Below are 23,796 nucleotides of genomic sequence, written 5' to 3'. Positions count from 1 at the left end.
CGTATGCCGCTCGAATCACACCGCTCGCTTTTCCCGCTACGAACGCCTCATCGATACTCGATGCACTCATCGCAACCACCGCAGCCATACTCAGTAGTAGTGTTTTTTTCATTATCTTTATCCTTTTTATTGATACTTAGTAGCATTAATATCCAGTAGTATAGCTCTCAATCTATAAAAAAGATTTAAAGATAGTCCTTTCTTATAAAGATTTGGGATAATGGAGGAGAATATTATTTGTTTACACAAAATAGTAAAAAATAGAGGTTTTCAAACCCTGCAAAACCTATTCCTACAAATTTGTCATTAAAAACCTATTTTGTCGCGCTCTTTCAGTAAATGTCGTAAAAAACCATAGAACATCCCTTGCATCAACCTAAGTGAAGTTCAAAAATAAGGGGATAACATGGCTGGAGCAGCTAGCTTGCGACAAATCGCGTTCTACGGAAAAGGTGGGATCGGTAAATCTACTACATCTCAAAATACATTGGCAGCAATGTCACACTATTTCGATAAAAATATTATGATCGTCGGATGTGATCCAAAAGCGGATTCAACTCGTTTGATTCTTCATGAGAAAGCACAAGATACTATTCTTTCTCTTGCAGCAGAAATGGGAACTATTGAAGATGTTGAGATGGAACAAGCTCGTCTTTGGGGAAAAGGTCTTTTTGACAAAGAAACTCCGGGCGGTTGGATCAATTGTACTGAATCAGGCGGACCAGAGCCAGGAGTAGGTTGTGCAGGTCGTGGTGTTATTACTGCGATTAACTTCCTCGAAGAAGAGGGTGCTTACGATGAAGAAGGTTTAGATTTCGTTTCTTATGACGTTCTTGGTGACGTTGTTTGTGGTGGATTCGCTATGCCGATTCGTGAAGGTAAAGCACAAGAAATTTACATCGTAATGTCAGGTGAAATGATGGCGATGTACGCGGCTAACAACATCTCTAAAGGGATTTTGAAATACGCGAACACCGGTGGAGTACGTCTTGCAGGTCTTATTTGTAATGCACGTATGACAGATAAAGAGTACGATTTGGCACTAGAGCTTGCTCAACGTCTTGGTACTCAATTGATCCACTTCGTACCACGTAACAACATCGTTCAACATGCTGAACTACGTCGTATGACGGTTGTTGAATACAGCCCATACTCTGACCAAGCTCGCGAATACAAAGAGCTTGCTCGTAAAATCGTTTATAACGATATGAAAATTATCCCTACTCCAATCAGTATGGATGAGCTTGAAGACTTGCTCCTTGCATTCGGTCTAGAAGACGAAGTAGATGAGTCTCAAGTCGGTAAAGCGGCGCACGAAGCGTAAGTAACCCCGACGATTCCTCTTTTGAGGAATCTTCAATGGCTGTCATAGATTTCTATGATTTTAACATCTTGTTAATAATGAAAAGAAAAGAACAGAAAAAGGAGATTAGATGTTTGTATTAGGTTTTCACTTCCCGGCAGATATGGGGAATATTATTCCAGACGAAAAAGTAGTTGAAAAATTGGGTGATGTCGATGTAAGCGACGTTAAAGAGATCAAACTTTTGATGGGTACTAAAGATAAAGATAAAGAGTGGTTGAGCTACACCAACAAAAATACATTTTTGTTCAAAGCTATGGTTCATTACTTCAAAGAAGAGAACCCTGACCGTGCTCAAAAATATATGATCTACATGAACCGTTATCAAATGTCTGCGATTTCTAAACGTTTAGATGCAGCGGATGATGAAACAATGAAATTGTGTCACAACCTTGATTCGATGGAACAATTCCGTATCGAAGTCGCGTAAGGAAGGGGTGTATTATGGGTCCAGAAACACTAGAAGCTAAACAAAAAGCGGCCATTGAAGAGATCTTAAAAGCATATCCTGAGAAAGCGGCGAAAAACCGTGAAAAACATCTCGGTGTCGGAACTCCCAATGATGAAAATCAAAAAACCTGCGGTGATGTCCGCTCAAACAAAAAAACCGTTCCGGGTGTCATGAGTCAACGCGGATGTGCTTATGCAGGGTCTAAAGGGGTTGTATGGGGTCCGGTCAAAGACATGATCCATATTTCTCACGGTCCTATCGGATGTGGTCAATATAGCCGTGCTGGTCGTCGTAACTATTACATCGGTGTAACTGGTGTTGATACGTTCGTTACGATGAACTTTAGTACGGATTTCCAAGAAAACAACATCGTTTTCGGTGGAGATAAAAAATTGGGTATCGCTATTGATGAAATCAATAACCTTTTCCCATTGAATAACGGTATCACGGTTCAATCCGAGTGTCCGATCGGTTTGATCGGGGATGATATCGCTGCAGTGGCTAAAACCAAAGCAAAAGAGATCGAAAAAACAATCGTTCCTGTAAACTGTGAAGGTTTCCGTGGGGTTTCTCAATCACTCGGTCACCACATCGCAAACGACACGGTTCGTGACTATATTTTCGAGGGTGATCTTAGTCACATCGACATCAGCGATGTTACACCGACGGAATATGACGTAGCGATCATCGGAGACTACAACATCGGTGGTGACACATGGTCAAGCCGTATTCTTCTTGAAGAAATGGGTCTTCGTGTTGTGGCTCAATGGTCAGGTGACGCGACGATGAAAGAGATGGCATTAACACCAAAAGTTAAATTGAACTTGCTTCACTGCTACCGTTCAATGAACTATATCAGCCGTCATATGGAAAAAGAGTTCGGGATTCCTTGGATCGAGTATAACTTCTTCGGACCGAGCCAAACGATTAAATCACTTCGCAAAATCGCGTCGTTCTTTGATGAGAGCATCCAAGCGAAATGTGAAGAAGTGATCGCGAAATACCAACCGATGATCGATGCGGTTATCGCAAAATATAAACCTCGTCTTGAAGGTAAAACGGTTATGTTGTTCGTCGGCGGTCTCCGTCCTCGTCACGTTATCGGTGCTTACGAAGATTTGGGTATGGAAGTAATCGGAACCGGTTATGAGTTCGCTCATGATGACGACTACAAACGTACTAAAGAAGAGATTTTCCGTTCAACCGTTATCTACGATGACGTTAACGAGTATGAGCTTGAAGCATTCGTTAAAAAACTTCAACCTGACCTTGTAGCTTCAGGGATCAAAGAGAAGTACGTATTCCAAAAAATGGGTCTCCCATATCGTCAAATGCACTCATGGGATTACAGCGGACCTTACCACGGGTACGACGGATTCGCGATTTTCGCACAAGATATGGATTTAGCAATTAATTCACCGGTATGGGCGCACTCAAAAGCACCATGGGAAAAGGAAGGTTGAGACGATGCAAGAAGTAGAAAAAATCGTAAACGGGAAAGACCTGTTTAAACGCCCTGAGTACAAAGACGTACTCGCAAACAAAAAACAATTCGAATCTTCTATGCTCGCAATTAATCCTGCGAAAGTAGATGAAATCGCTGAGTGGACTAAAACATGGGATTACCGTGAGAAAAACCTTGCTCGTGAAGCGATCACCGTCAATCCTGCTAAAGCATGTCAACCTCTCGGGGCTGTCATGGTTGCACTCGGATTTGAAGGTACTATGCCTTACGTTCATGGTTCTCATGGATGTGTAGCGTATTTTCGTTCATACTTTACCAAACACTTCAAAGAGCCGACTCCATGTGTATCGGATTCTATGACTGAAGATGCTGCGGTATTCGGTGGATTGGTAAATATGAAAGAGGGTCTTAAAAACTGTGCGGCAGTTTATAAACCTAAAATGATCGCGGTTTCTACCACTTGTATGGCGGAAGTTATCGGGGATGACTTGCAAGCATTTATCCTTGCAGCAAAAGAAGAAGACGGCGGAGAATTCTTGCCGATGGAATATCCGGTACCGTATGCGCACACTCCTTCATTCGTAGGAAGCCATATCACTGGGTATGACAACATGATGCACGGTATCATGTCTCAATTGACCGAAGGTCAACAAGGTGAAACGAAAAAACGTATCAACATCATTCCTGGTTTTGAAACGTATATCGGAAGCCTCCGTTCAGTCAAAAGCATCGTAGAAGCATTCGGCACAGACTATATCATGTTGGGCGACCACTCTGATCAATGGGATATGCCTGCAGGTAACTACGAAATGTTCTCAGGCGGAACAAAATTGGATGATGCAAAAGATTGTATCAATTCAAGTGCAACGATCTCATTGCAAAAATACGCAACGTCTAAAACCATGAAAATGGTCGAAAAACGTTGGAAACATGCTGGTGGATTCTCTAACCCGATCGGTCTTAAAGGGACGGATGAGTTCGTAATGAAACTCGCAGAGCTTACTGGTACAGAAGTACCACAAAAACTCAAAGTAGAGCGCGGCCGTCTTGTTGACGCTATGCAAGATAGCTATCCGTACATGCACGGTAAAAAATTCGCTATCTGGGGAGATCCTGACTTCCTAATCGGTGCAGTATCATTCCTTCTTGAGATGGGTGCTGAGCCGACTCACGTTCTTTGCCACAATGCACCGAACGGCTGGGAAGCTGAAATGAGAGCAATGCTCGATACTTCTCCGGCAAAAGATAGCCTTCATGTATGGGCTGGAAAAGATTTGTGGGCTATGCGTTCACTCCTCTTCACTGAGCCGGTTGATTTCATGATCGGTAACAGCTACGGTAAAGAATTGATGCGCGACACTGGTACTCCGTTGATCTACATCGGATTCCCAATCTTCGACCGTCATCACTTACACCGTTACTCTATCAGCGGATATGATGGAGCGTTGAACCTTCTTACTTGGATCACGAACAAAGTTCTTGACCAATTGGATGAAGATACTAAAGGTATCGCAACAACCGACTATTTCTTCGACCTCGTCCGCTAAGGATATCGCCTCCACTCGGGGGCAAACTTCATTGTTTCTCGTCATTTTCTCCCTTTGGGGAGATTTTTTTGGTTGAGTTTTTTACGAAAGATTTAGTCAAACAAATAGGATAATTTATGGCAGGCGTTCACGATAAAATCAAAGCAGAACTGATGGTTGAAATCTACGCCAGTATTGATCGAATTTATGATTCAATCGAACAACACTTTGATCTTGATGAACCGCGCCGCAATAATGTTATTAAAAGTCTTAATACGCTCAAAGATGAGCTTTATTTTGTGGTGCAGACGACACCGCTTTCCTAATTAATCGGCTAGATGCTTGTTTTTGTACATGGCTTTATCCGCTATTTCAATAATAGCGTGAATATCCGTACCGTGAGTGAACGGAGCCATTCCATAGGCGAAATTGATTTTAAATTCACTCTTCTCAACTTTAAAATGGGTCTTATTGCAATAGGACAATATGTTTTCCATTTTGGCTTTAATCTCATTTTGTGAAACTTTTTCATCAAAAATGATCATAAATTCATCCCCACCGTAACGGACGACACGTCCACCGCTCTCTTTTAACTTGGTGGCAATATGAATAAGTACTTTGTCTCCGACAATATGCCCGTAGGTATCATTAATAATTTTAAATTTGTTGAGATCGACCATCACGAGAGTTCCGTTGTCACGGATAGAGATATGGTCGACATCGCGGATAGTATCGTCAAACCATTTTCGGTTGTAACTTTTTGTCAAACCGTCTTCGTAGACGATCTTTTGGAGTTCATGAATCTCTTCTTGCAGTGCTACGGTTCGGAGAAGTATCGTTTGTAAAGCTTGTTTGTCTTCGGTTTCGATGGCATTGATCGCATCGTCGGTGCATTTGGAAAGGGTGATAAGATGACGTACCATTTTTTCATCAAGCATTTCAGAACTGAGTACTTCATTCGGTTTGAGTTCAATATTATGAGTTTGAGCCGCTTCGGTATAAAAGCGACTGTAATCTGCAGGAAATACGACTTTTAATTTTTCTATTTTAACTTTGACTTCATTGGTGATACTTACATGTTCTTGAAATAAATCACCCATTTTGAACCAAACCTATAATTATTTTTTATTTTTGTATTATAGCACTATTCAACCCTATACAGAAATTCGGGTTAATTACCTGCGGTAAACAATAACTCGATATTCTCGGTACTCATTGGCTTATGATAGTAATAACCTTGTATCGAGTCAATATGACTTAGACACAAAAATTGCAGCTCTTCAGCCGTTTCTACCCCTTCGGCAAGCACTTCCATCCCTAATCCGTTTGCTAATGCAATAATCGTTTTGACAATAGTTTGATTCTTAGGTTCCATCGTTATATTACGAACAAAGGAGATATCAATTTTGAGTTTGTCGATAGGGAGATTTTTAAGATAGGAGAGTGAGGAATAGCCCGTTCCGAAATCATCGATAGAGAGATGAAATCCATCCTCTTTTAACACTTTTAGAAGTTGAATAATCCGTTGAGGGTTTTCAAGAATGGAACTTTCAGTGATCTCTAACTCGATTAAAGAGGGATTGCATTTGGTTTTTTCGATTAATTCTCTTGTTACCATTAAAAAGTCCGGATGAATAAGCTGGCGTGCCGATACATTGACCGCTATTCGTCCTTGAAATCCATAAGACTCATTCCATTTTTTTGCCGTTAAAAAACTCTCCTCTAAAACCCATTTACCGATATCGAGAATAAGACCCGTTTCTTCTGCAATGGGGATAAATGTGAAAGGGGGAATGGAACCTTCAGGTGTAAACCATCGTAAAAGGGCTTCAGCACCGATAATGGAGTTATCTTGAGGATTGATTTGAGGTTGAAAATAGAGGGTCAGTTCGCTGTTATGGAGCGCTTTTTTTAGATTTGTGGCAATCGTAGTACGTTGGAGTGCTTTTTCAGTTAAATCGGTATGGTAAAAGCTGTAGGTGTTTTTCCCCATTTTCTTTGCATTATACATTGCGGCATCGGCATGTTGTAGTAGCTCTTCGGTTGTCTTCGCATCATTTGGATACATCGCGATGCCGACACTGGCGGTGATGTAAACATCAATGTCATCGATATTAATAGGGTGATTAAGAATATCGACCATCATTTGCATTGTCTGATGAATGAGGTTTTGATCTTTTTGACAGCTTAAGAGTATGACAAACTCATCCCCTCCCGTACGGACGATAAAAGAGTCTTTCGGAAAAATTTTTTCAAGCAGTAGTGCAACATGAATCAGGAGCTTGTCTCCGAAACGATGACCATAAGAGTCATTAATCTCTTTAAAGCCGTCTAAATCAACATAAAAGAGGGCAAAAGGGTGTTCTTCCATTTTATCGGTTTTAATAATCAACGTCTCGATAAGGCTGAGACGATTCGGTAACTCCGTTAAAGGATCATGATGTGCCAAACGGTCGAAAAGTAGTTTTGATTCGAGAATTTTTTCTTCAGCGTGTTTTCGTTCCGTAATATCACGCGAGGAGGCGTAAATGTAGCGGACTTTGTTTAAAAAAAGTCCTCGAGCATTGATTTCGACATCGATGATTGAACCGTCTTTTCGGGTATGTTTGGTCTCAAATGTGATGACTTCATCCACAAGATTATTCATCACTTTACGAATATATTCGGGAGTGAAATGGTGATCCCAATCGTATAAAGATAATTGTTCCATTTCCTCTCGGGTATATCCCAGCATGGAGGCAAATGAGTCGCTAAACTGATAGAGATTCCCATCAAGATCGTGGACATGTATTCCATCGCTTGCGGTAGATAAAATGGTCTCCAGCTCACGGGTATGTTCTGCATTTCGGCGTGATGAGAGGATATAGTAAAAGGTAAAAGAAGTTCCGGCAAGGATGATAGCACTAAAAAGTAAAATGAGATGGAGGGCATATTCATGGATAATATCCCTGTAATTGAAAGTGATACGATCAAATGGGTAGGCATGGTGCTTTTGCATGATAAGACGGACAGATTTGTAGGAGTTTGGGGTATTGAATGCCGTGTACTCAGGATTATTGGGAATATGGATGCTGTAGAGGGCGGCAATCATACTCTTTACAATCTCAGGACTAGGTTTTGAAGTTGCGATAACTCCCCACTCCGGGTAAAGATCCGTTGAATGCCAATACGGAAAGTGATCATGTTTACGGGAATTGATAATGGTTAACTCTCCCGACTTGAGTTTTCCGTTTGCAAGCATCTCTTCGATATACCCTGTTCTGAAAAAGCCGACATCGGCTTTATGAGAACGCAATGCTTTGAGTACTTTATCCATTGGCTGACCGGTATAAATCATCCGGCAATCTCTTAGGATATCGATACCGACTTTGGAAAAAACCTCTTGTTGACCTACCATTACCGCGAATCCGTTCGAATGACTGGTCGCGATTGTTTTTCCTTTAGCGTCTTGGAGTGTACGAATATCACTTCGCGACGATAAAACGGCGATCACCCCTCCGTACTGGGTCAGCGGTTCTTTGGTTGTTGTGGATAATCGTACCACTGACGCAATATTTGAAACACCGTACTTCACCTCCATGGCGACGAGTGCGTCAGGATGGAGTACGGCAAAATCGATTTTTTCTTCGGAAATATGTTTTTCGAGATCAGCTTGCGTATAAGAGGTAATATTAAAGTCAAATTGAGGAGCAAAGGAATGCAGATGTTGTTCAAGCGGGAGCCATATACGTTGATTATCAGGAATAGGGCGAAAAGATAAAATACCGATATGTATTGTTTTTCGAGGTAGTGTATCAGATGCAAATAACAGGGTTAAACTGATCATCATCAGTAGAATAAAGCGCATATGTACTACCTCACTTCGTAGGCTTATTGTAACATGTAAATTTAGAATTAGTAGTATTTATTTTAGTTTTTATCAATTATACTTATCAGTGAAGCGCTGTTCATCGGTTTATGATAGTAATAGCCCTGAATGGCATCAATACCGTTCTCGCACATAAAGCGGAGCTCTTCAGCGGTTTCTACCCCTTCGGCTATGGTCGTCATTCCTAACCCTTTCGCCAGCGCGATAATCGTTTTGACAATGGTTTGATTTTTAGGATGATCGGTGATATTTCGTACAAAGGAAATATCAATTTTCAGCTTATCTACCGGTAAGTTTTTTAGATACGATAAAGATGAGTATCCGGTTCCGAAATCATCGATTGAAATCTTAAACCCTTTCTCTTTGATCATTCCAAGTAGCGCAATCACTTTTTCAGGATATTCGAGAATGGAACTCTCGGTAATTTCAATCTCGATCCAAGCCGGATCGCACTTTGTTTTCTGTAAGAGTTCTTCGAGTTTGGCTAAAAAATGTGGGTGGATAAGCTGTTTAGCTGAAACATTGATAGCTATACGTCTGGTTAATCTCCCCTCTTGAGACCATTTTTTTGCCATTCGAAAACCTTCTTCCAACACAAATGATCCCAACTCAACGATTAATCCGCGCTCTTCCGCAATAGGTATAAAGAGGGAGGGTGGGATCATCCCCTCAGGTGTAGGCCAGCGTAAAAGTGCTTCAACCCCTGTCATTTTTTCTGAATTTGGATCGATTTGAGGCTGATAATGGAGTAAAAGCTCGTGATTGGCTATCGCTTTTTTGAGATTTGAGGCGAGGGTCGTCCTCTCCAGTACCTCCTGTGTCAAACCTGAATTGTAATAACTGTAAGTATTCCGTCCCATATTTTTGGCACGGTACATAGCCGCATCGGCTTTTTGGAGAAGTTCTTCGGTATTGTCTGCATCTTTCGGATAGATTGCAATACCGATACTGGCAGTGATGTAAACATCAATCGTATTGATAAGAATAGGTGCGTTAAAGAAGTCATGCAACTGTGTCATACAAGATTCAATAGCACTGTTTTCTTGGGCAACCTCAAGGATGATTGCAAATTCATCTCCACCGGTACGAACAATATACGATTCAGCGGGGAATACTTCTTTTAAAATTTGGGTTACACGGATCAGAAGCTCATCACCGAATCGGTGCCCGTATGCGTCATTAATCTCTTTAAATCCGTCCAAGTCGATAAAAAAGAGGGTGAACGGAGCACTTTTTAGACTTTTGGATGTTAAAAATTCACTCAAACTTAAGCGGTTTGGAAGTCCGGTAAGGACATCAATATGGGCTAAATGATCAAATCGTTCTTTCGCTTCTCTGAGGGTTTGTTCGATCTTCTTTCGATCATTGAGCTGTTGTGTATATTCGACAAATCGTGCATGTAGAAATCGGTAGCTTAGGATAAATAAAAAGAGCGTGGTTATACTAATGAAAAACCACCCTTTATACGTTTGCAACAGACTCATCTCTTGACTGGTTTTGCTCATTAATTCAACAAAAGTATCCGATAAATAGATCCATAATACACCGAATATAAGGTAAAAAAGAGAGATAACAATGGCATTCTTGAGACTTTGGGGATCACCGCTCTTCATTGCGCTCCTTTGTTGATTTTTCACGTATATAGGATTATAGCACCATCAAGGTGGAATGTCATATGCAGAGAGATTATTATCTCAAATAAAGGATTTCTTTATGGAACATCATGTCGTTATTGAAAAACTCTGCAGTTGCGCAAAAAAAGAGGAGATGGCTCAAATCACTACCTACGATGCCAAAGAGGTTGCGCACGAAGCGGCTCAAACACAATTGGCGTACATGCAAGGGCATTTTTGCGGTAAACACGAATTTCAACTGGTAGAAGTAGGGGATAATTTTGTTATAGGAATGGTCGGCGGATGCGGCTGTAAAGGGTAAATCATGGAACATCATGTTGTTGTTGAAAGATTATGCAAATGTGCTATTCGTAAAGGGATGCCACAAATTAAAACGTTTGATGATAAAGAAAATGCGATGCGCATTGCCCGTGCATGGGCGCAGGAGTTGAATGAGAGCTTTTGCGGACAGCATTCTTTCGGAGTTGTAGAAGTCGATGAAAATTTTGTTATTACCGTCGGTGAAGGGAGCTATTGAAGTTTCATAAAAGACAATATCGAGTAGAATAAAACAATTTTGTTTGAACTAAGGTATTGTCAAGGATGAAAAAATACTATTACAGTGCGGTAGCTTTTTATCTGATGGCACTAATTACTTACATCGGATATGAGTACACGCAGCAGCGTTCAGAGCTTATAGCCCATATTGATCAGCGACTGATTCAATGTGCGAGTGTAACCGATCAACTTCTCCCTTCCTCTTTGCATACTCCCGCTACGAAAGCGGGATCAATCTCTGCTGATGAAGATCTTAAAAATCGTCTTCTCTTATCGCGGTTTTCACAAAGTGTAAATGTTAAATATGTCTATTCGTTTGTTCTGCAAGATGAAAAAATCTATTTTACTTCCAGCAGTGCAACTCCCGAAGAACTCAAAAGCGGGGAAGACATTAGCTACTATTTCGATGAATATGAGGATGCCTCCCCGATATTATTTAAAGTATTTCGATCCGGAGAAATACAGTTTGATGAAACAAAAGATCAGTGGGGACATTTCAGATCGGTATTTTTGCCTCATGTCTCACCGAGCGGGCGAGTTTACATCACGGCGGCAGATATTGAGATCAGTAACATAGATGCACAATTAGATGCCCTTTTAACGCGTTCTCTATGGGAAGCATTGTTTTACATATTCATTTTAATCCCCTTTTTCATTGCGTATCGAATGCATAATAAAACCATTCAAAAAGAGCTTAGTCGCCAAGTGAATGAACGGACAGTCGATTTACAAGAACGCTCTAGGGCTATTTCACGTTTACTCAATAATGCTAATCAGGGGTTTTTGACGTTTTCTACCTCCTTGAGAGTGGAAAATGAGTATTCTCAAAAATGTATTGAAATCTTTGGTGATAGGATTGAAGGGGAACCTATCGCTGCTCTTTTATATCCGGAAGATATTCAGAAACAGGAATTTTTTGAAGAGACACTTCGAGCGATTTTCGAAGAAGAGGATGAAGTAAAAATTGATGCCATTATCTCTTTGCTTCAGCATGAGTTCGTCCTTCAGCACAAAGCAATCGATGTAGTTTATAAACAGATAGAGGCGCAGCGGTTTATGATGATCCTTACGGATGTTACCGATAAGAAAAATTTGGAAAAAAATATTGAAAGAGAACGTAATACGCTCAAAATGATTGTTTCCGTTATTAGTGGTAGTGATGAGTTTTTTGAACTCTTGGACGATTACCGACACTTTTTGGAGAATCGTGGCGAGTTGGTGGACGTTAACCAAACACCTCTGGAAAATCTCACTGCAATTTATCGTATTATTCATACTTTTAAAGGGTTGTTTTCCCAAAAAGATTTCATCACAACTCCGAAAGGGCTTCATAAAGTTGAATCCCGACTCTCTTTATGGCTACAAGAGGGATCAGTTTCAAATGATACGATCCAATCGATGATGAACAAAATTGATTTTGAGTTGTGGCTAGAAAAAGACATTGAAGTGTTGCGCAATACGCTCGGTGATGATTTTATGGAGAAAAAATCGACGATAATCCTTGATGATCTCACTTTTGAACGGTTACAAAACAAAATAACCGAAATGGTTGAGGCACAGCCTGAGGAGTGCCATGATTTGATTGAATTGTTGGATGTACTTCAAACGCTAAAATATAAATCAATCAGCGACTTTTTTAGCTCACTTCCTAAATATGTGGAGCAAATCGGTGAACGTTTGGAAAAATCTTTGTATCCGATGGAGATACATGATGAGACAAGTCTCATGATGGGTGATGCTTTTAGAGGTTTTGCAAAATCATTGATTCATGTGATTCGTAACAGTGTGGATCACGGCATTGAAAGTGCCGAAGAGAGAGTGCAACAGGGGAAAGAGGAACAGGGGAGAATCCTCCTCTCTATCACCCATACTGAAGAGACAATAATTATTGAGATTGCGGATGACGGTCGCGGAATCGATAAAGAGAAACTAAAACAAAGAGCCCTTTCCGGAGGTTTTCGCACCTCCTCAGAGCTTGAAGATGAAGAGTCCGTAATCGAATTATTGTTTGAAGACTATCTCTCCACCAAAGAGGAGGTGAATGATCTCTCGGGCAGAGGTGTGGGATTGGCATCGGTACGTTCCGAACTCTTAAAACTCGGAGGAAAATATCATGTTATTTCCCAGCAGGGGCAGGGGAGCCGATTTATATTTTTTATCCCTAAGCAATCAGTATTGAAAGGGGTATAATGGAAAATATTGACGTATTAAAAGAAGTTTTAAAAGCAATCGTATATCGTGTAGAGCTCTTGCTAAATAATGAGTTACATATACAAACATCGTTTGACGGGGAATATCGGTCCGTCCATAAAATCGAACTCAAAAAATATACAACGACAATCGGTGTCGGCGGAACGATCAATCTTTTGTTCTATGCAACGTATGATGATCTTTTGCTTGATAATTTGACCAAAGCTTTAGCGTATGGGGAAATAAAGAACGATGAGTTTGTTGAATTACGAGAAAGTGCGGCCGCGGAGATTGCTAATATGATCATTGGACATGCCGTTGTTGATTTTCCTAATCGAGGAAAGGGTGTGACCATTACCCCACCTGTGACTATTGAGAATGCAAAATCAATTTTAAAAACAAACGGTGCCGGTATTATCACCGCATTTCTCTCAACCCCTTACGGAAATGTAGAGCTAAATGTCATAGGTACCGCTGAGGGAGAATGGCATGCTTAATATTCTTGTTGTCGATGATTCGTTGATCATGAGACGAAATATTACAAAAATCATAGAATCACTAGGACATAGAGTCGTCGGTGAAGCTAAAGACGGATTGGAAGCGATTACGCTGTATATGCGATTGAAACCCGATTTAGTGACCATGGATATCACAATGCCGGAGATGGATGGTATAGCTGCGGTAAAAGAGTTAAGAAAGATTGATAAAGAGGCTAAAATTATTATGGTGACGTCCCATGGGCAAGAGGATATGGTGATTACGGCTATCCGTTCCGGTGCGAGCGGTTATCTTTTGAAACCGATCAATATTATGAAGCTTCGCGATTCGATTCGGAAAATATTTCCACATATAATCGATGAAACGACATTGGCCAGAAAAGAAGAAGCCCTTTTAGAAAATGAGGATATTCACATACCTGAAATCGAAGATATATCCTAAGAGGAGAGTGCCTCTCCTCTAATTTAACGTAATTTATAGCTATTTTCTTTTATAATTCCCTAATTTTTTTTAGTTATATTCACAAACTTTTAATGTAATACAAGGAGACGACATGCAAATCAGCGGTGCACAGATGGTTATCGAAGCACTCATCGCCGAGGAAGTCGAAGTCGTATTCGGTTATCCCGGCGGGGCGATCATGAACGTCTATGATGAGATTTATAAACAACGATCGTTTCAACATATTTTGACACGTCATGAACAAGCCGCGGTACACGCAGCGGAAGGGTATGCAAAAGCGACTGGAAAAGTAGGGGTGGCGATGATTACCTCAGGTCCAGGGTTCACAAACGGTGTGACCGGTTTGGCGGATGCTTATATGGACTCAATCCCTCTTGTCCTTATCAGCGGCCAAGTTCCGATGTCGCTTATCGGTACCGATGCGTTCCAAGAGATCGATGCGGTAGGCATTAGTCGCCCGTGTACGAAACACAACTATCTTGTTACCGATGCTGCCGATTTACCGCGTATTTTAAAAGAGGCGTTTTACATTGCACGTACCGGACGACCGGGACCTGTACATGTCGATATCCCGAAAGACGTAACGGCGCAGATTGCTAAATTTGACTATTCCAAAGAGGTTGAACTCGAAACCTATAAACCGACGACGAAAGGGAATACCCGTCAGATCAAAAAAGCGATTGATGCGATTGCGGCAGCAAAACGTCCTCTTTTGTATTTGGGTGGAGGTATTATCAACGCTAATGCGGCAGAGTTGGTACGGGAATTCTCTAAAATGACTCAAATTCCTGCCGTTGAGACCTTTATGGCGCGCGGAACGCTTCGATTTGATGATCCGTTATTAATCTCGATGCTCGGGATGCATGGATCGTATGCGGCGAATATGGCGATGAGCGAGACCGATTTGGTTATCGGTTTAGGTGCCCGATTTGATGACCGTGTTACGGGAAAACTCTCGGAATTCGCTAAAAATGCACAGATCATCCACGTTGATATTGATCCTGCGAGCATTTCAAAGCTTGTTAATGCTCATTTCCCGATTGTCGGCGATGTCAAAAATGTACTAGAGCAGATGATTCCATTGGCAAAAGAGCAAATTGATCCTAAGCGTTATGAGTCATGGCACAACACGATCGCAAACTTCAACAAACTCCATCCTTTGTCCTATAAAGAGGAGGGTGATCGTCTCAAACCTCAATGGGTTGTTGAACGAATCGGTCAGCTTTTGGGTGATGGTGCCAATATCTCGACCGATGTCGGACAGCATCAGATGTGGACGGCACAGTTCTATCCATTTACCCGTCCGCGTCAATGGGTCAGTTCAGGCGGTTTGGGGACAATGGGCTTTGGATTTCCGGCAGCCTTGGGCGTTAAGCGTGCTGATATGGATCGTGTCAGTATTAACATTACGGGTGACGGCTCTATTTTGATGAATATTCAAGAGTTGATGACGGCCGTTGAATATAAGCTTCCGGTTATCAATGTTATTTTGAATAATAACTTTTTAGGAATGGTACGTCAGTGGCAGACACTGTTTTACGATAAACGCCACTCCTCAACCGATCTTTCCATGCAACCGGATTTCATCAAGCTTGCCGAAGCCTTCGGCGGAGTCGGATATCGTGTCACGACTAAAGAAGAATTTGATGCCGCGCTCAAAGATGCGGTTGAGAAAAATGTCGTTGCGATTATCGACGTTGCGGTTAATCGATTTGAAAATGTTTTACCTATGGTTCCGGCGGGCGGATCGTTGTTTAATATGATGTTAGAGTACAAGGAGAAATGATGGAACAGACAGAACGTCGCGTTATTTCCGTTATTGTAATGAATGAAGCAAGCGTACTCTCACGCATCGCAGGATTGTTTTCAGGTCGCGGATATAATATCGAGTCTTTGACGGTGGCTCCTATCCCTGAATCAAAATATTCTCGGATTACGATTGTAACGTCAGGATCCGTCCGTGTTATTGAACAAATTACGAAACAGTTGCATAAGCTGATTCCGGTACTAAAAGTGTATGAGCATGCCGATTTAGTCGAAAAAGAGATGGCTATGGTCAAAATTCCGATGTCGGAATCAATGGGTGATATTGAAGCGCTTACCCATGCGTACAACGGTCGTATCGTCAATGTTGGAAGCGATACGATGATTGTTATGGTTGCGGATGAACCGATGCGGGTAAACCATTTTCTTGAAGCGATCAAGCGGTTTCATCCTAAAGAGATCGTCCGTAGCGGTTCTGTCGCATTAGAAAGATAAATACAATGAAACTTTATGAAATAGCGGCATTCCTTGGATGCAAAGAGATTAACGACTCTATCGAAATTAGCGGATTGAATACGCTTCGTGAGGCAGTGGAGGGGCAAATATCATTTCTCTCCGATTCAAAATATGAGAAAGAACTCTCCGAAACACGGGCTTCGGCAGTGATCCTTCCCCTTTCTAAAGCGCATCTTCTCCCTAAAGGTGTCGTAGCATTAGAATCGGATGAGCCGTACATGAGTGTTGCGCTTCTTTCAAAATATTTTGCTAAACCGATACGCAGCAGTGAAATCCCTCCCGTAATTGGAGAAGGAAGTGTTGTCTATCCGAATGCCCATATCGAAAACGGTGCACGTATCGGCGCGCATTGTACGATTATGAGCGGTGTCTATGTCGGGGCAGAGACGGTGATCGGTGATAACGTTATCCTCTATCCCAACGTTACGATTTATCGTGATTGTCTGATCGGAAATCGTGTCATGATCCATTCCGGTAGCGTAATCGGAAGTGACGGTTTCGGATACGCGCATACTAAAATAGGTGAACATATCAAACTTTATCAAAACGGTAACGTCATTATCGAAGATGATGTAGAGATTGGGGCGAATACCACCGTCGATTGTGCCGTATTCGGTTCAACCATTATTAAAATGGGGTCAAAAATTGATAATTTAGTTCAAATAGGACATAACTGTGTTGTCGGCGAACATTCGATTTTGGTTTCACAATCAGGTCTTGCCGGTTCAACAACCTTAGGGCGTAATGTGGTTATGGGGGGGCAAAGTGCTACGGCAGGTCATCTTAGCATTGCCCCCTTTACAACCTTGGCCGCACGCTCAGGTGTTACTAAAAGTATCATAAATAAAGGGATATACAGCGGCTTTCCGTTAATGGAACATAAATTATGGCTGAAAATGCAGGCGAAATTGGCTAAAATAGTAGAACATTAAGTTAAAGGGGAGATGGATGAGGATAACTTTCGTTAGTCTTATTATGGCTGCATCGCTTTTGCATGCAGATGGAGAACTTACGAATGATATTCGAATGCCGGATATTGTCCTTGATGCCATTAAACATTGCGAGTGTCTTAAAGAAGAGGGGCAATGTATTCCGCACGTTATCAGAATTAATGCGATTGAAGATGCCCAAAGAGCACAGGCAGCCGGTTTTGCGGTTAACGGACATCTGATCAAATGCGGTTCAACCGAACAATGTACTGCCCAAGCTCAGGCGCTCATTGCGGGTGGGATTACCAATCTCGACCTTGGACCTTACCAAATCAATTATAAATATCATCCTAACCCGATGCTTCACGAATTTTTTGAGGAAAATGATGCACGTGAAAAAGCCAACACTATTTTGACCCGTTTGGTGAAAAGTTTTGGATATTCATGGGAAACGTTAGGGCGCTATCATCATTTCAGTGCAACGGATCGAACGCGCAATGAGCGTTATTATCGAAAAATGTATGCTTTTATTTACGGAAATAATACAAATAATGAAGGTTCAAATTAATTCCTCTTTTTTTAAGATTGCTTTAGCCAAAATCGGCTAAACTCTTTACTATACTGTTAAGTAGGAGAAATTATGAGTTCTGCGGTAACCATTATTAAAGAGATCCCTTTGGATGGGACAAAAAAAGGGATTATCTCTATCAGTAAAGTAGATGAGCCTTATGGAACGGGAAGTGATAGTGTTGCCAGTATCGGTATTTCATTGGCAGGCGATGCAAAAAATCCTGAGTGGAAAGTTCATTTGCCGATAGGAAATATTGATGCGGTTATTGAGGCGCTAAAAAGTATTAAGTAAGTAGTTTGTTTTTCCCCTTATGCGGGGAAATACGAAGAATAATTATTTTTTTGACGCTACGAAATGGGCGATACGTTTAATTCCTTCGCGAATGCTTTCAATATCCGTTGCAAAACTAAATCTAAAATATCCCTCAGAACCGAATCCTACACCCGGAACAACGGCAATTCCCTGCTCTTCAAGCAACTCTTTGCAAAACTGCATAGAATCATTGCTCACCTCTTTGATATTTACAAAAAGGTAGAATGCACCCGCAGGGGAAAGAACAGAAAGCCCATCTACTTCGTTGAAAAGTTTTACCGCTTCGTCACGACGTGCTTTGAACTGAATACGCATCGCTTCGATATCCGCGTCCGCATCACCGTTTAGACCGACGATAGCCGCTTTTTGAGTAATGCTGTTGATGTTTGATGTGCTTTGGCTTTGGAGTTTTTTAGTGGCTTGAATGATTTCGGTTTTTGCGGCTGCCATATATCCGAAACGCCATCCGGTCATCGCTACGGATTTACTAAGACCGTTGATGGTAATAGTACGTTGATACATATCATCACTAACGGCTGCTGCAGAGGTAAATTCACCGTCATAAATCAATTTCTCATACATCTCATCACTGGCTACAAGGACGTTTGTCCCCTCCAATACTTTTCCAAGTGCCGTAAGCTCTTCACGTGAGTAAACAGCTCCTGTCGGATTGGAAGGGGAAGTAAGAATAACCATTTTGGTTTTAGGGGTAATGGCTTTTTTGAGTTGCTCAGGGGTAATTTTAAATCCGCTCGCATCGTTAGTCTCGATCTCGACAACACTCCCGCCGCAGTACATAACCAGTTCGGGGTAGGTGACCCAGTAGGGTGCCGGAATAATCACTTCATCACCCGCTTGTATGGTACATGCAAAAAGGTTGTAAAGAGAGTGTTTTGCACCGTTATTAACAATGATCTGATTCGGTTTGTATTCGAGATGATTATCCCGTTTGAGTTTAAGGGCGATAGCCGCTTTTAATTCAGGAATACCGTCAACGGCGGTATATTTGGTGAAACCGTCATTGATTGCTTTAATAGCGGCATCTTTGATGACTTGAGGCGTATCAAAGTCAGGCTCACCGGCGGAGAAGCTAAGGATATTTTTTCCTTGAGCTTTTAATTCTTGCGCTAACGTAGAGATAGCAATGGTAATCGATTCGGAGAGTATATTGACGCGATCGGTTAACATGAGGTGACCCTTATAAAAAATTTCGGAATTATAACATGGCTGGCTTTAAATTTTACATGAGTTGAGGATTTAAAAATAGAGGCTTTCCTGTATAAAATCCCTGTGCGTAGGTAACACCCATATCGGTGACATTTCGGAGTATTTCTTCGGATGAAACGAACTCAGCTACCGTATCGATACCGATCCGATGGGCAAAATCAACTATGGCTTCAACAACGATCCGATGGCGAGGATTTTCGTCGATGGATCGGATTAAAGAGCCGTCTATTTTGAGTATATCAACATTAAGTTTGAGAATATTTTCAAAGTTAGAATAGCCGGTTCCGAAATCATCAATCGCTATTTTTACCCCTAATGCTTTCATACGTGAGATAAAGGAGGCAACTTCGTCAAAATTTTCGATCCCTTCAGATTCTAATATTTCAAAAATAACCCGATCGGCAGTTCCGGTTTGACGGAGGATATTTTCGATGGTAGAGACGGTTCGACTATCGGACATATCACTTCCGGAGAGGTTGATTGAAAATTGCTCATGCCGTGCGGCAAAAAGATGACACGCCTGATAGACAACCTCTTGCGTAATATGGTGGTAGAGTTTTGTTTTTTGGGAAATCGGTAAAAAATCATTAGGGGCGATGAGTGTGCCGTCTTCATTTTTTATCCGAACCAAGGTTTCAAATTTTTCTATTTTGCCGCTACTGCAAGAAATTATAGGTTGATACTGACAGACGATACGATGCTCGATGAGTGCTTGGCGTATTTGGGCCGACATTGCTATATTGGCTTGATAGCGTTGTTCAATCCCTTCGGATTGATCATAGACAGAGTAGGGCTGCTTAATACTGCGCGCTTTATTAAGGGCAACATCGGCATGAATAAGCGGCTTATCACTTTTAATAGCAATACCTACGGTAGCTCGGATATGAACCGTTTCATCGGCAATCATAAAAAGTTTTTCATTTAAAAGAGAGAGAAGTATCTCGATATCGTGTCGGATTTCAAGGGGAGAAAGATCTTCACTCAAACGAAAGGCGAACTCATCTCCTCCGAGGCGATAGGGTGAGAGTTTCATCTCACTAAGCCAATGGGCGATTTGAGTTAAAAGCCAGTCGCCTGCATCGATACCGAAAAAGTCATTAATCTCTTTAAAATCATCAATATTTAAGAGAGCAACGGTATTAATCGGTTTAGTTAAAAGGTCTTCTTGAAGCTTTAGCCGATTCGGTAAAGCGGTAAGATTGTCATAATACAAATGGCGTATTGCCTCATGTGTTTGTTCAGTAATTTGGATTTCAAGATTTTTATTGATGGTTTCGATTTCACTAGAGTATTCTAATACTCGTTCCTGCATCGTTTCAAAAGCATGGACGATTTGTATAAATTCGGCTTGAGAATAGGGGATATCAAATATGATTTTTTCACCGGGTTTAAAATTTCGTACTTTATTGGCAATCAGTTTGATAGGTAAGAGAAGATAATTTATCCATATCAGCATAATCCATAAAATGGCAAATATGCTCAATAAAACCCAGCCATATAGCGTATAAAAATGATCCATTGTTTTTGAAAACTCTTCTCCTGAATAGGTAAGGGTAATTAAGCCGATAGGCTTAAGTGAAGAGGGCTCAATCAGTGTTTTGCTTACTTTGATCATATCATAGGGGGAAGATGCGCCAAAGGGTTGATAATCGAGTATAACGTTTCCATTTTGGTCGGCAATTTCTAACCGTATAACCTCTTTTTGTTGGGTAACGGTAGAGACCTTCTCTCCGATATCGGTGATACCAAGAAATAGAGCAAGAGAGACAGCCGGTTTAACGGTATCGATCAGTAAAGAAGCTTTTTCTTTTTGAACGTTAATAGTTAAATCCCGAACGATTAAAAAGGTCGCCACGGTAATAGTAATAAAAATGATTGAAGTGGCAAAAATGAGAGTAGCAAAAAGTTTGGTTGAAAGGCGTGCATTTTTAAAACGGTTCATTCGATAATTCTCGCAATTTGAAATAAAATGTCATTGAAACGGAATTTACCCTCTTTGAGGGTATTTTTATTAATATAAACGACAGTTGAACGTTCTATCGCAATAGCTCCAAGTATACCGTATTCGAGATCAGTTACGTCATAAGAAAAGGTTGGTATGCTATGTACTATTCCCCATGCGGCAACTTTTTTCACCAATTGAGTATTAGATCTCGGAACAACATAAATAAAAGCGATATCACGGTGTTCAATTAACTCATCGAAGGTATAGGCGGTAGCACTAAAAGAAAGATTAGATACTTTTCCGTTGTGAATTTTGTTGAATTGTTCTGCAATAGAAAGCGCGGCATTTTTTTGGTTGGTGTCATATACGACAGCTAACGTAGCTTTAAAAGAAGGGGATTTAGAAGATAATCGTGTATCTAACGCCATTATTTTTGGAATCATACGAATATGCGCATTTAATACAAAGGATTCATCGGCGGCTCCAACAATATAAGCGATGAGTAAAAGGAATAAAAGTCGCATTAAAATTTAAAACCTGACCGAATCCAAAACGTTCGACCCTCTATCGGATAATCATCCGGATAGGTGGATGGGGTGGAAGGATAGCGATAGATGACATCGGCAATATTTTTGACAGCGCCTTGGAGATAGAATCCGTTTTGGTCTGCCCATCCTAAAATCAGATCAAGCGTTGTAAAAGAATCCATTGAATTACGGGTATCGTTAGGACGGCGATCTTTCTCACTGGTATACCGACCGACAACACCGGCATTAATTTGCGGTGTGAGCGCATAAGAAAATGCCCATTTAATCATGTGGGATGATGCATAAGGGAGATAATCGGTATATTCATTTTCTTTGACGGTTTCTCCCGAAATGTAGCTATAGGAGAGGGCAATCAGGTCATTTTCGCCGATACTTCCGCGAAATTCTGTTTCGAACCCCTGGATAGTGCGTTCACCGATATTTTGATACATTTTATTCGGAGTATTAGAGGTGATTTGATCCGAATTCTGCAGATAAAAGAGATTAATCCCCAATGTTGTAGACATGGTCGGTTTATAGAGATATTGTGCTTCATATGAGAGTACATGCTCAGGCTCTAAATTTGGATTTCCGGTACGTAAAGGGTGGTTTTGAGTATACATTTCTCTAAATGAAGGGAGCCGATAATTATTCCCTACCATAAATTTTACGATATGTTGACGATGAGGTTGATAGACCAAAGCTCCTCGGGTATAGTGCTGGAAGTCTATATGAGAGGCTTTGGTTCCTCCCAGATAAAGAGACAAAGCTAATTGCTCATTCAAATCAATGGTGTCACTGAGGTAGAAATCATCGGTATGTCTGCAAGCCGCTCCGACATTAATGAAAGGGGCAACAACCGTATAATCAACTAAAGCTGACCCTCCGGTTTTGTTGGTAGTTACGGTAGACATGTCAACGATATCTTCGTACTTTTGTGTGTAACCGGCGATGATCTTATGATTTTTGATTCCGGTGTAGGTTGCGGAAAGTGTGGCATAGAGAAGACGGGTACTAAAATCCAAATATGCCCAATAACCGGTCGGAAATGTAATGCCGGTATAAGTACCGGGTGGGAGTAAACGAGCTTCATCTTCCCATCCGTCTTCCATAATCCCGGCCTTTGCTTGCAGTACTAAATTTTCAGTCATTTTATGGTGATAACCGCTTTCTAGATACCAAGCGGGAATCGTTTGTGTTCCGTCAATATTCGGCAATGCGTTCAAATTACCGAACGCACTTCCTGTTGTAAATTGGTTAAAACGTCCCTTGAGAGAAAAATTTCCATAAAGATAGGAGAGCCCAAATCCGATTTGACGGCTATTGAGTGGAGCTAGTCCCGTATTGCCGTATTTATCGGTGACATTGATAGGGGTGGTTGCATCGTTACTTTGGTAGAAAATATCCGTTGAAAGTTTCCACTCCGATCCATTATGGCTATACCAAAATCCGGCTTGTTTGGCCGAATCATTTCCGAAACTTCCGAAAATAGCTCCATTTAGAGGTTTAATGGTCTCCTGCGCATAGGTGATTACATTGATGGAGCCTGAATACCCGTTGACCCCCTCGATAAAGCTTCCCGAACCCCGTACGACCTCTATCCTTTTTATAAGTTCGATCGGAAAATCCAAATAACCGTTATAACTATCATAGACTCGGTCATTAACGACGACACCGTCAATAGCAAGTTTGGTTTGTCCATAGGTAAGAGGATTTGAGCCACGGATGACGGTTGTACGATTATTCATCGTATCTCCCATCATATCGATTCCGGGAATGAGCATGAGTGCATCTTTGAGGGTGTGGGCACCAAACTTAAAAAGATCGTCGTGTTCCCATACGGATAAAATAAAAGGTTGATAATCGATATTTTGATTGATTTGGGTTGCCAATTGTGTAGTTTGGGTTATATCTTCACTTAATGAAGTCGATACGGGAAGACCATCAGCTTTTATACTCAAGGCAAGAAGAAAGTAGGGGACAAAGCGGGTCAAAAATTTCACGGGTTACC

22 protein-coding genes are annotated in these 23,796 nt (G+C 41.3%); 15 read left to right on the top strand and 7 right to left on the bottom strand.

Features of this window, described 5'->3' with window-relative positions:
• Positions 1–406: 406 nt before the first annotated feature.
• The 5 genes from nifH to RMO68_RS08500 all read left to right on the top strand — a co-directional run bounded on the left by nifH (position 407) and on the right by RMO68_RS08500 (position 5,131).
• The gene (gene nifH, locus RMO68_RS08520; protein WP_310440305.1) at positions 407–1,324 is read left to right on the top strand and encodes a nitrogenase iron protein; all 918 of its coding nucleotides are present in this window, start codon (positions 407–409) and stop codon (positions 1,322–1,324) included.
• A 109-nt stretch (positions 1,325–1,433) separates the two neighbouring features.
• Entirely contained in the window at positions 1,434–1,793 is a 360-nt protein-coding gene (locus tag RMO68_RS08515; protein WP_310440304.1) for a hypothetical protein, read from the top strand.
• Between the two features lie 14 nt (positions 1,794–1,807).
• A complete protein-coding gene (gene nifD / locus RMO68_RS08510) occupies positions 1,808–3,277 on the top strand; it encodes a nitrogenase molybdenum-iron protein alpha chain (protein WP_310440303.1) in 1,470 nt (489 codons plus the stop codon).
• A gap of 4 nt (positions 3,278–3,281) precedes the next feature.
• Positions 3,282–4,826: a nitrogenase molybdenum-iron protein subunit beta gene (nifK, locus tag RMO68_RS08505; protein WP_310440302.1), complete on the top strand. Its 1,545-nt coding sequence runs from the start codon at positions 3,282–3,284 to the stop codon at positions 4,824–4,826.
• Positions 4,827–4,942: 116 nt separating this feature from the next.
• The gene (locus RMO68_RS08500) at positions 4,943–5,131 is read left to right on the top strand and encodes a hypothetical protein (protein ID WP_310440301.1); all 189 of its coding nucleotides are present in this window, start codon (positions 4,943–4,945) and stop codon (positions 5,129–5,131) included.
• Here RMO68_RS08500 and RMO68_RS08495 read toward each other — a convergent pair whose 3' ends face one another.
• From RMO68_RS08495 to RMO68_RS08485, 3 genes are all read right to left on the bottom strand, one after another.
• Positions 5,132–5,905, bottom strand: coding sequence for a GGDEF domain-containing protein (locus tag RMO68_RS08495; RefSeq protein WP_310440300.1), 774 nt, complete (start codon positions 5,903–5,905; stop codon positions 5,132–5,134).
• Between the two features lie 71 nt (positions 5,906–5,976).
• On the bottom strand, positions 5,977–8,652 hold the full coding sequence (locus RMO68_RS08490; protein ID WP_310440299.1) for an EAL domain-containing protein: 2,676 nt from the start codon (positions 8,650–8,652) through the stop codon (positions 5,977–5,979).
• A gap of 62 nt (positions 8,653–8,714) precedes the next feature.
• Complete coding sequence (locus RMO68_RS08485; RefSeq protein WP_310440298.1) at positions 8,715–10,286, bottom strand: putative bifunctional diguanylate cyclase/phosphodiesterase; 1,572 nt, start codon at positions 10,284–10,286, stop codon at positions 8,715–8,717.
• Between the two features lie 100 nt (positions 10,287–10,386).
• Here RMO68_RS08485 and RMO68_RS08480 point away from each other — a divergent pair, with 100 nt between their 5' ends.
• The 10 genes from RMO68_RS08480 (at position 10,387) to RMO68_RS08435 (ending at position 18,065) form a co-directional block, all read left to right on the top strand.
• On the top strand, positions 10,387–10,608 hold the full coding sequence (locus tag RMO68_RS08480; RefSeq protein WP_310440297.1) for a hypothetical protein: 222 nt from the start codon (positions 10,387–10,389) through the stop codon (positions 10,606–10,608).
• Positions 10,609–10,611: 3 nt separating this feature from the next.
• Positions 10,612–10,824, top strand: coding sequence for a hypothetical protein (locus RMO68_RS08475; protein WP_310440296.1), 213 nt, complete (start codon positions 10,612–10,614; stop codon positions 10,822–10,824).
• A gap of 65 nt (positions 10,825–10,889) precedes the next feature.
• Complete coding sequence (locus tag RMO68_RS08470) at positions 10,890–13,034, top strand: ATP-binding protein (RefSeq protein ID WP_310440295.1); 2,145 nt, start codon at positions 10,890–10,892, stop codon at positions 13,032–13,034.
• Entirely contained in the window at positions 13,034–13,531 is a 498-nt protein-coding gene (locus tag RMO68_RS08465; RefSeq protein WP_310440294.1) for a chemotaxis protein CheX, read from the top strand. Before RMO68_RS08470 ends, RMO68_RS08465 begins: the two co-directional genes overlap by 1 nt.
• Entirely contained in the window at positions 13,524–13,973 is a 450-nt protein-coding gene (locus RMO68_RS08460) for a response regulator (RefSeq protein WP_310440293.1), read from the top strand. Before RMO68_RS08465 ends, RMO68_RS08460 begins: the two co-directional genes overlap by 8 nt.
• Positions 13,974–14,085: 112 nt before the next feature.
• Positions 14,086–15,780: an acetolactate synthase large subunit gene (locus RMO68_RS08455; protein WP_310440292.1), complete on the top strand. Its 1,695-nt coding sequence runs from the start codon at positions 14,086–14,088 to the stop codon at positions 15,778–15,780.
• On the top strand, positions 15,777–16,253 hold the full coding sequence (gene ilvN / locus RMO68_RS08450) for an acetolactate synthase small subunit (protein ID WP_310440291.1): 477 nt from the start codon (positions 15,777–15,779) through the stop codon (positions 16,251–16,253). Before RMO68_RS08455 ends, ilvN begins: the two co-directional genes overlap by 4 nt.
• A gap of 5 nt (positions 16,254–16,258) precedes the next feature.
• Positions 16,259–17,206, top strand: coding sequence for a UDP-3-O-(3-hydroxymyristoyl)glucosamine N-acyltransferase (gene lpxD, locus RMO68_RS08445; protein ID WP_310440290.1), 948 nt, complete (start codon positions 16,259–16,261; stop codon positions 17,204–17,206).
• 16 nt (positions 17,207–17,222) lie between these two features.
• Complete coding sequence (locus tag RMO68_RS08440; RefSeq protein WP_310440289.1) at positions 17,223–17,771, top strand: hypothetical protein; 549 nt, start codon at positions 17,223–17,225, stop codon at positions 17,769–17,771.
• Positions 17,772–17,843: 72 nt separating this feature from the next.
• Positions 17,844–18,065: a hypothetical protein gene (locus RMO68_RS08435; RefSeq protein ID WP_310440288.1), complete on the top strand. Its 222-nt coding sequence runs from the start codon at positions 17,844–17,846 to the stop codon at positions 18,063–18,065.
• Positions 18,066–18,107: 42 nt separating this feature from the next.
• On the opposite strand, the gene RMO68_RS08430 is transcribed toward RMO68_RS08435, so the two are convergent.
• The 4 genes from RMO68_RS08430 to RMO68_RS08415 are packed head-to-tail and all read right to left on the bottom strand — an operon-like array spanning position 18,108 to position 23,788.
• Complete coding sequence (locus tag RMO68_RS08430; protein WP_310440287.1) at positions 18,108–19,274, bottom strand: pyridoxal phosphate-dependent aminotransferase; 1,167 nt, start codon at positions 19,272–19,274, stop codon at positions 18,108–18,110.
• A 52-nt stretch (positions 19,275–19,326) separates the two neighbouring features.
• Positions 19,327–21,255, bottom strand: coding sequence for an EAL domain-containing protein (locus RMO68_RS08425; RefSeq protein WP_310440286.1), 1,929 nt, complete (start codon positions 21,253–21,255; stop codon positions 19,327–19,329).
• Positions 21,252–21,782, bottom strand: coding sequence for a hypothetical protein (locus RMO68_RS08420; protein WP_310440285.1), 531 nt, complete (start codon positions 21,780–21,782; stop codon positions 21,252–21,254). Before RMO68_RS08420 ends, RMO68_RS08425 begins: the two co-directional genes overlap by 4 nt.
• Positions 21,782–23,788, bottom strand: coding sequence for a TonB-dependent receptor plug domain-containing protein (locus tag RMO68_RS08415; RefSeq protein ID WP_310440284.1), 2,007 nt, complete (start codon positions 23,786–23,788; stop codon positions 21,782–21,784). Before RMO68_RS08415 ends, RMO68_RS08420 begins: the two co-directional genes overlap by 1 nt.
• Between the last annotated feature and the right edge of the window lie 8 nt (positions 23,789–23,796).

The sequence above is a fragment of the Sulfuricurvum sp. genome, from assembly GCF_031427015.1.
Classification (GTDB): Bacteria; Campylobacterota; Campylobacteria; order Campylobacterales; family Sulfurimonadaceae; genus Sulfuricurvum.
The sequence above is the reverse complement of the archived record's forward strand: the minus strand, read 5'-3'. Positions and strand labels throughout refer to the sequence as shown.

Coding starts and splice junctions, on each gene's coding strand:
- nifH (WP_310440305.1), top strand. CDS start 407: ATGGCTGGAGCAGCTAGCTTGCGACAAATCGCGTTCTACGGAAAAGGT.
- RMO68_RS08515 (WP_310440304.1), top strand. CDS start 1,434: ATGTTTGTATTAGGTTTTCACTTCCCGGCAGATATGGGGAATATTATT.
- nifD (WP_310440303.1), top strand. CDS start 1,808: ATGGGTCCAGAAACACTAGAAGCTAAACAAAAAGCGGCCATTGAAGAG.
- nifK (WP_310440302.1), top strand. CDS start 3,282: ATGCAAGAAGTAGAAAAAATCGTAAACGGGAAAGACCTGTTTAAACGC.
- RMO68_RS08500 (WP_310440301.1), top strand. CDS start 4,943: ATGGCAGGCGTTCACGATAAAATCAAAGCAGAACTGATGGTTGAAATC.
- RMO68_RS08495 (WP_310440300.1), bottom strand. CDS start 5,905: ATGGGTGATTTATTTCAAGAACATGTAAGTATCACCAATGAAGTCAAA.
- RMO68_RS08490 (WP_310440299.1), bottom strand. CDS start 8,652: ATGCGCTTTATTCTACTGATGATGATCAGTTTAACCCTGTTATTTGCA.
- RMO68_RS08485 (WP_310440298.1), bottom strand. CDS start 10,286: ATGAAGAGCGGTGATCCCCAAAGTCTCAAGAATGCCATTGTTATCTCT.
- RMO68_RS08480 (WP_310440297.1), top strand. CDS start 10,387: ATGGAACATCATGTCGTTATTGAAAAACTCTGCAGTTGCGCAAAAAAA.
- RMO68_RS08475 (WP_310440296.1), top strand. CDS start 10,612: ATGGAACATCATGTTGTTGTTGAAAGATTATGCAAATGTGCTATTCGT.
- RMO68_RS08470 (WP_310440295.1), top strand. CDS start 10,890: ATGAAAAAATACTATTACAGTGCGGTAGCTTTTTATCTGATGGCACTA.
- RMO68_RS08465 (WP_310440294.1), top strand. CDS start 13,034: ATGGAAAATATTGACGTATTAAAAGAAGTTTTAAAAGCAATCGTATAT.
- RMO68_RS08460 (WP_310440293.1), top strand. CDS start 13,524: ATGCTTAATATTCTTGTTGTCGATGATTCGTTGATCATGAGACGAAAT.
- RMO68_RS08455 (WP_310440292.1), top strand. CDS start 14,086: ATGCAAATCAGCGGTGCACAGATGGTTATCGAAGCACTCATCGCCGAG.
- ilvN (WP_310440291.1), top strand. CDS start 15,777: ATGATGGAACAGACAGAACGTCGCGTTATTTCCGTTATTGTAATGAAT.
- lpxD (WP_310440290.1), top strand. CDS start 16,259: ATGAAACTTTATGAAATAGCGGCATTCCTTGGATGCAAAGAGATTAAC.
- RMO68_RS08440 (WP_310440289.1), top strand. CDS start 17,223: ATGAGGATAACTTTCGTTAGTCTTATTATGGCTGCATCGCTTTTGCAT.
- RMO68_RS08435 (WP_310440288.1), top strand. CDS start 17,844: ATGAGTTCTGCGGTAACCATTATTAAAGAGATCCCTTTGGATGGGACA.
- RMO68_RS08430 (WP_310440287.1), bottom strand. CDS start 19,274: ATGTTAACCGATCGCGTCAATATACTCTCCGAATCGATTACCATTGCT.
- RMO68_RS08425 (WP_310440286.1), bottom strand. CDS start 21,255: ATGAACCGTTTTAAAAATGCACGCCTTTCAACCAAACTTTTTGCTACT.
- RMO68_RS08420 (WP_310440285.1), bottom strand. CDS start 21,782: ATGCGACTTTTATTCCTTTTACTCATCGCTTATATTGTTGGAGCCGCC.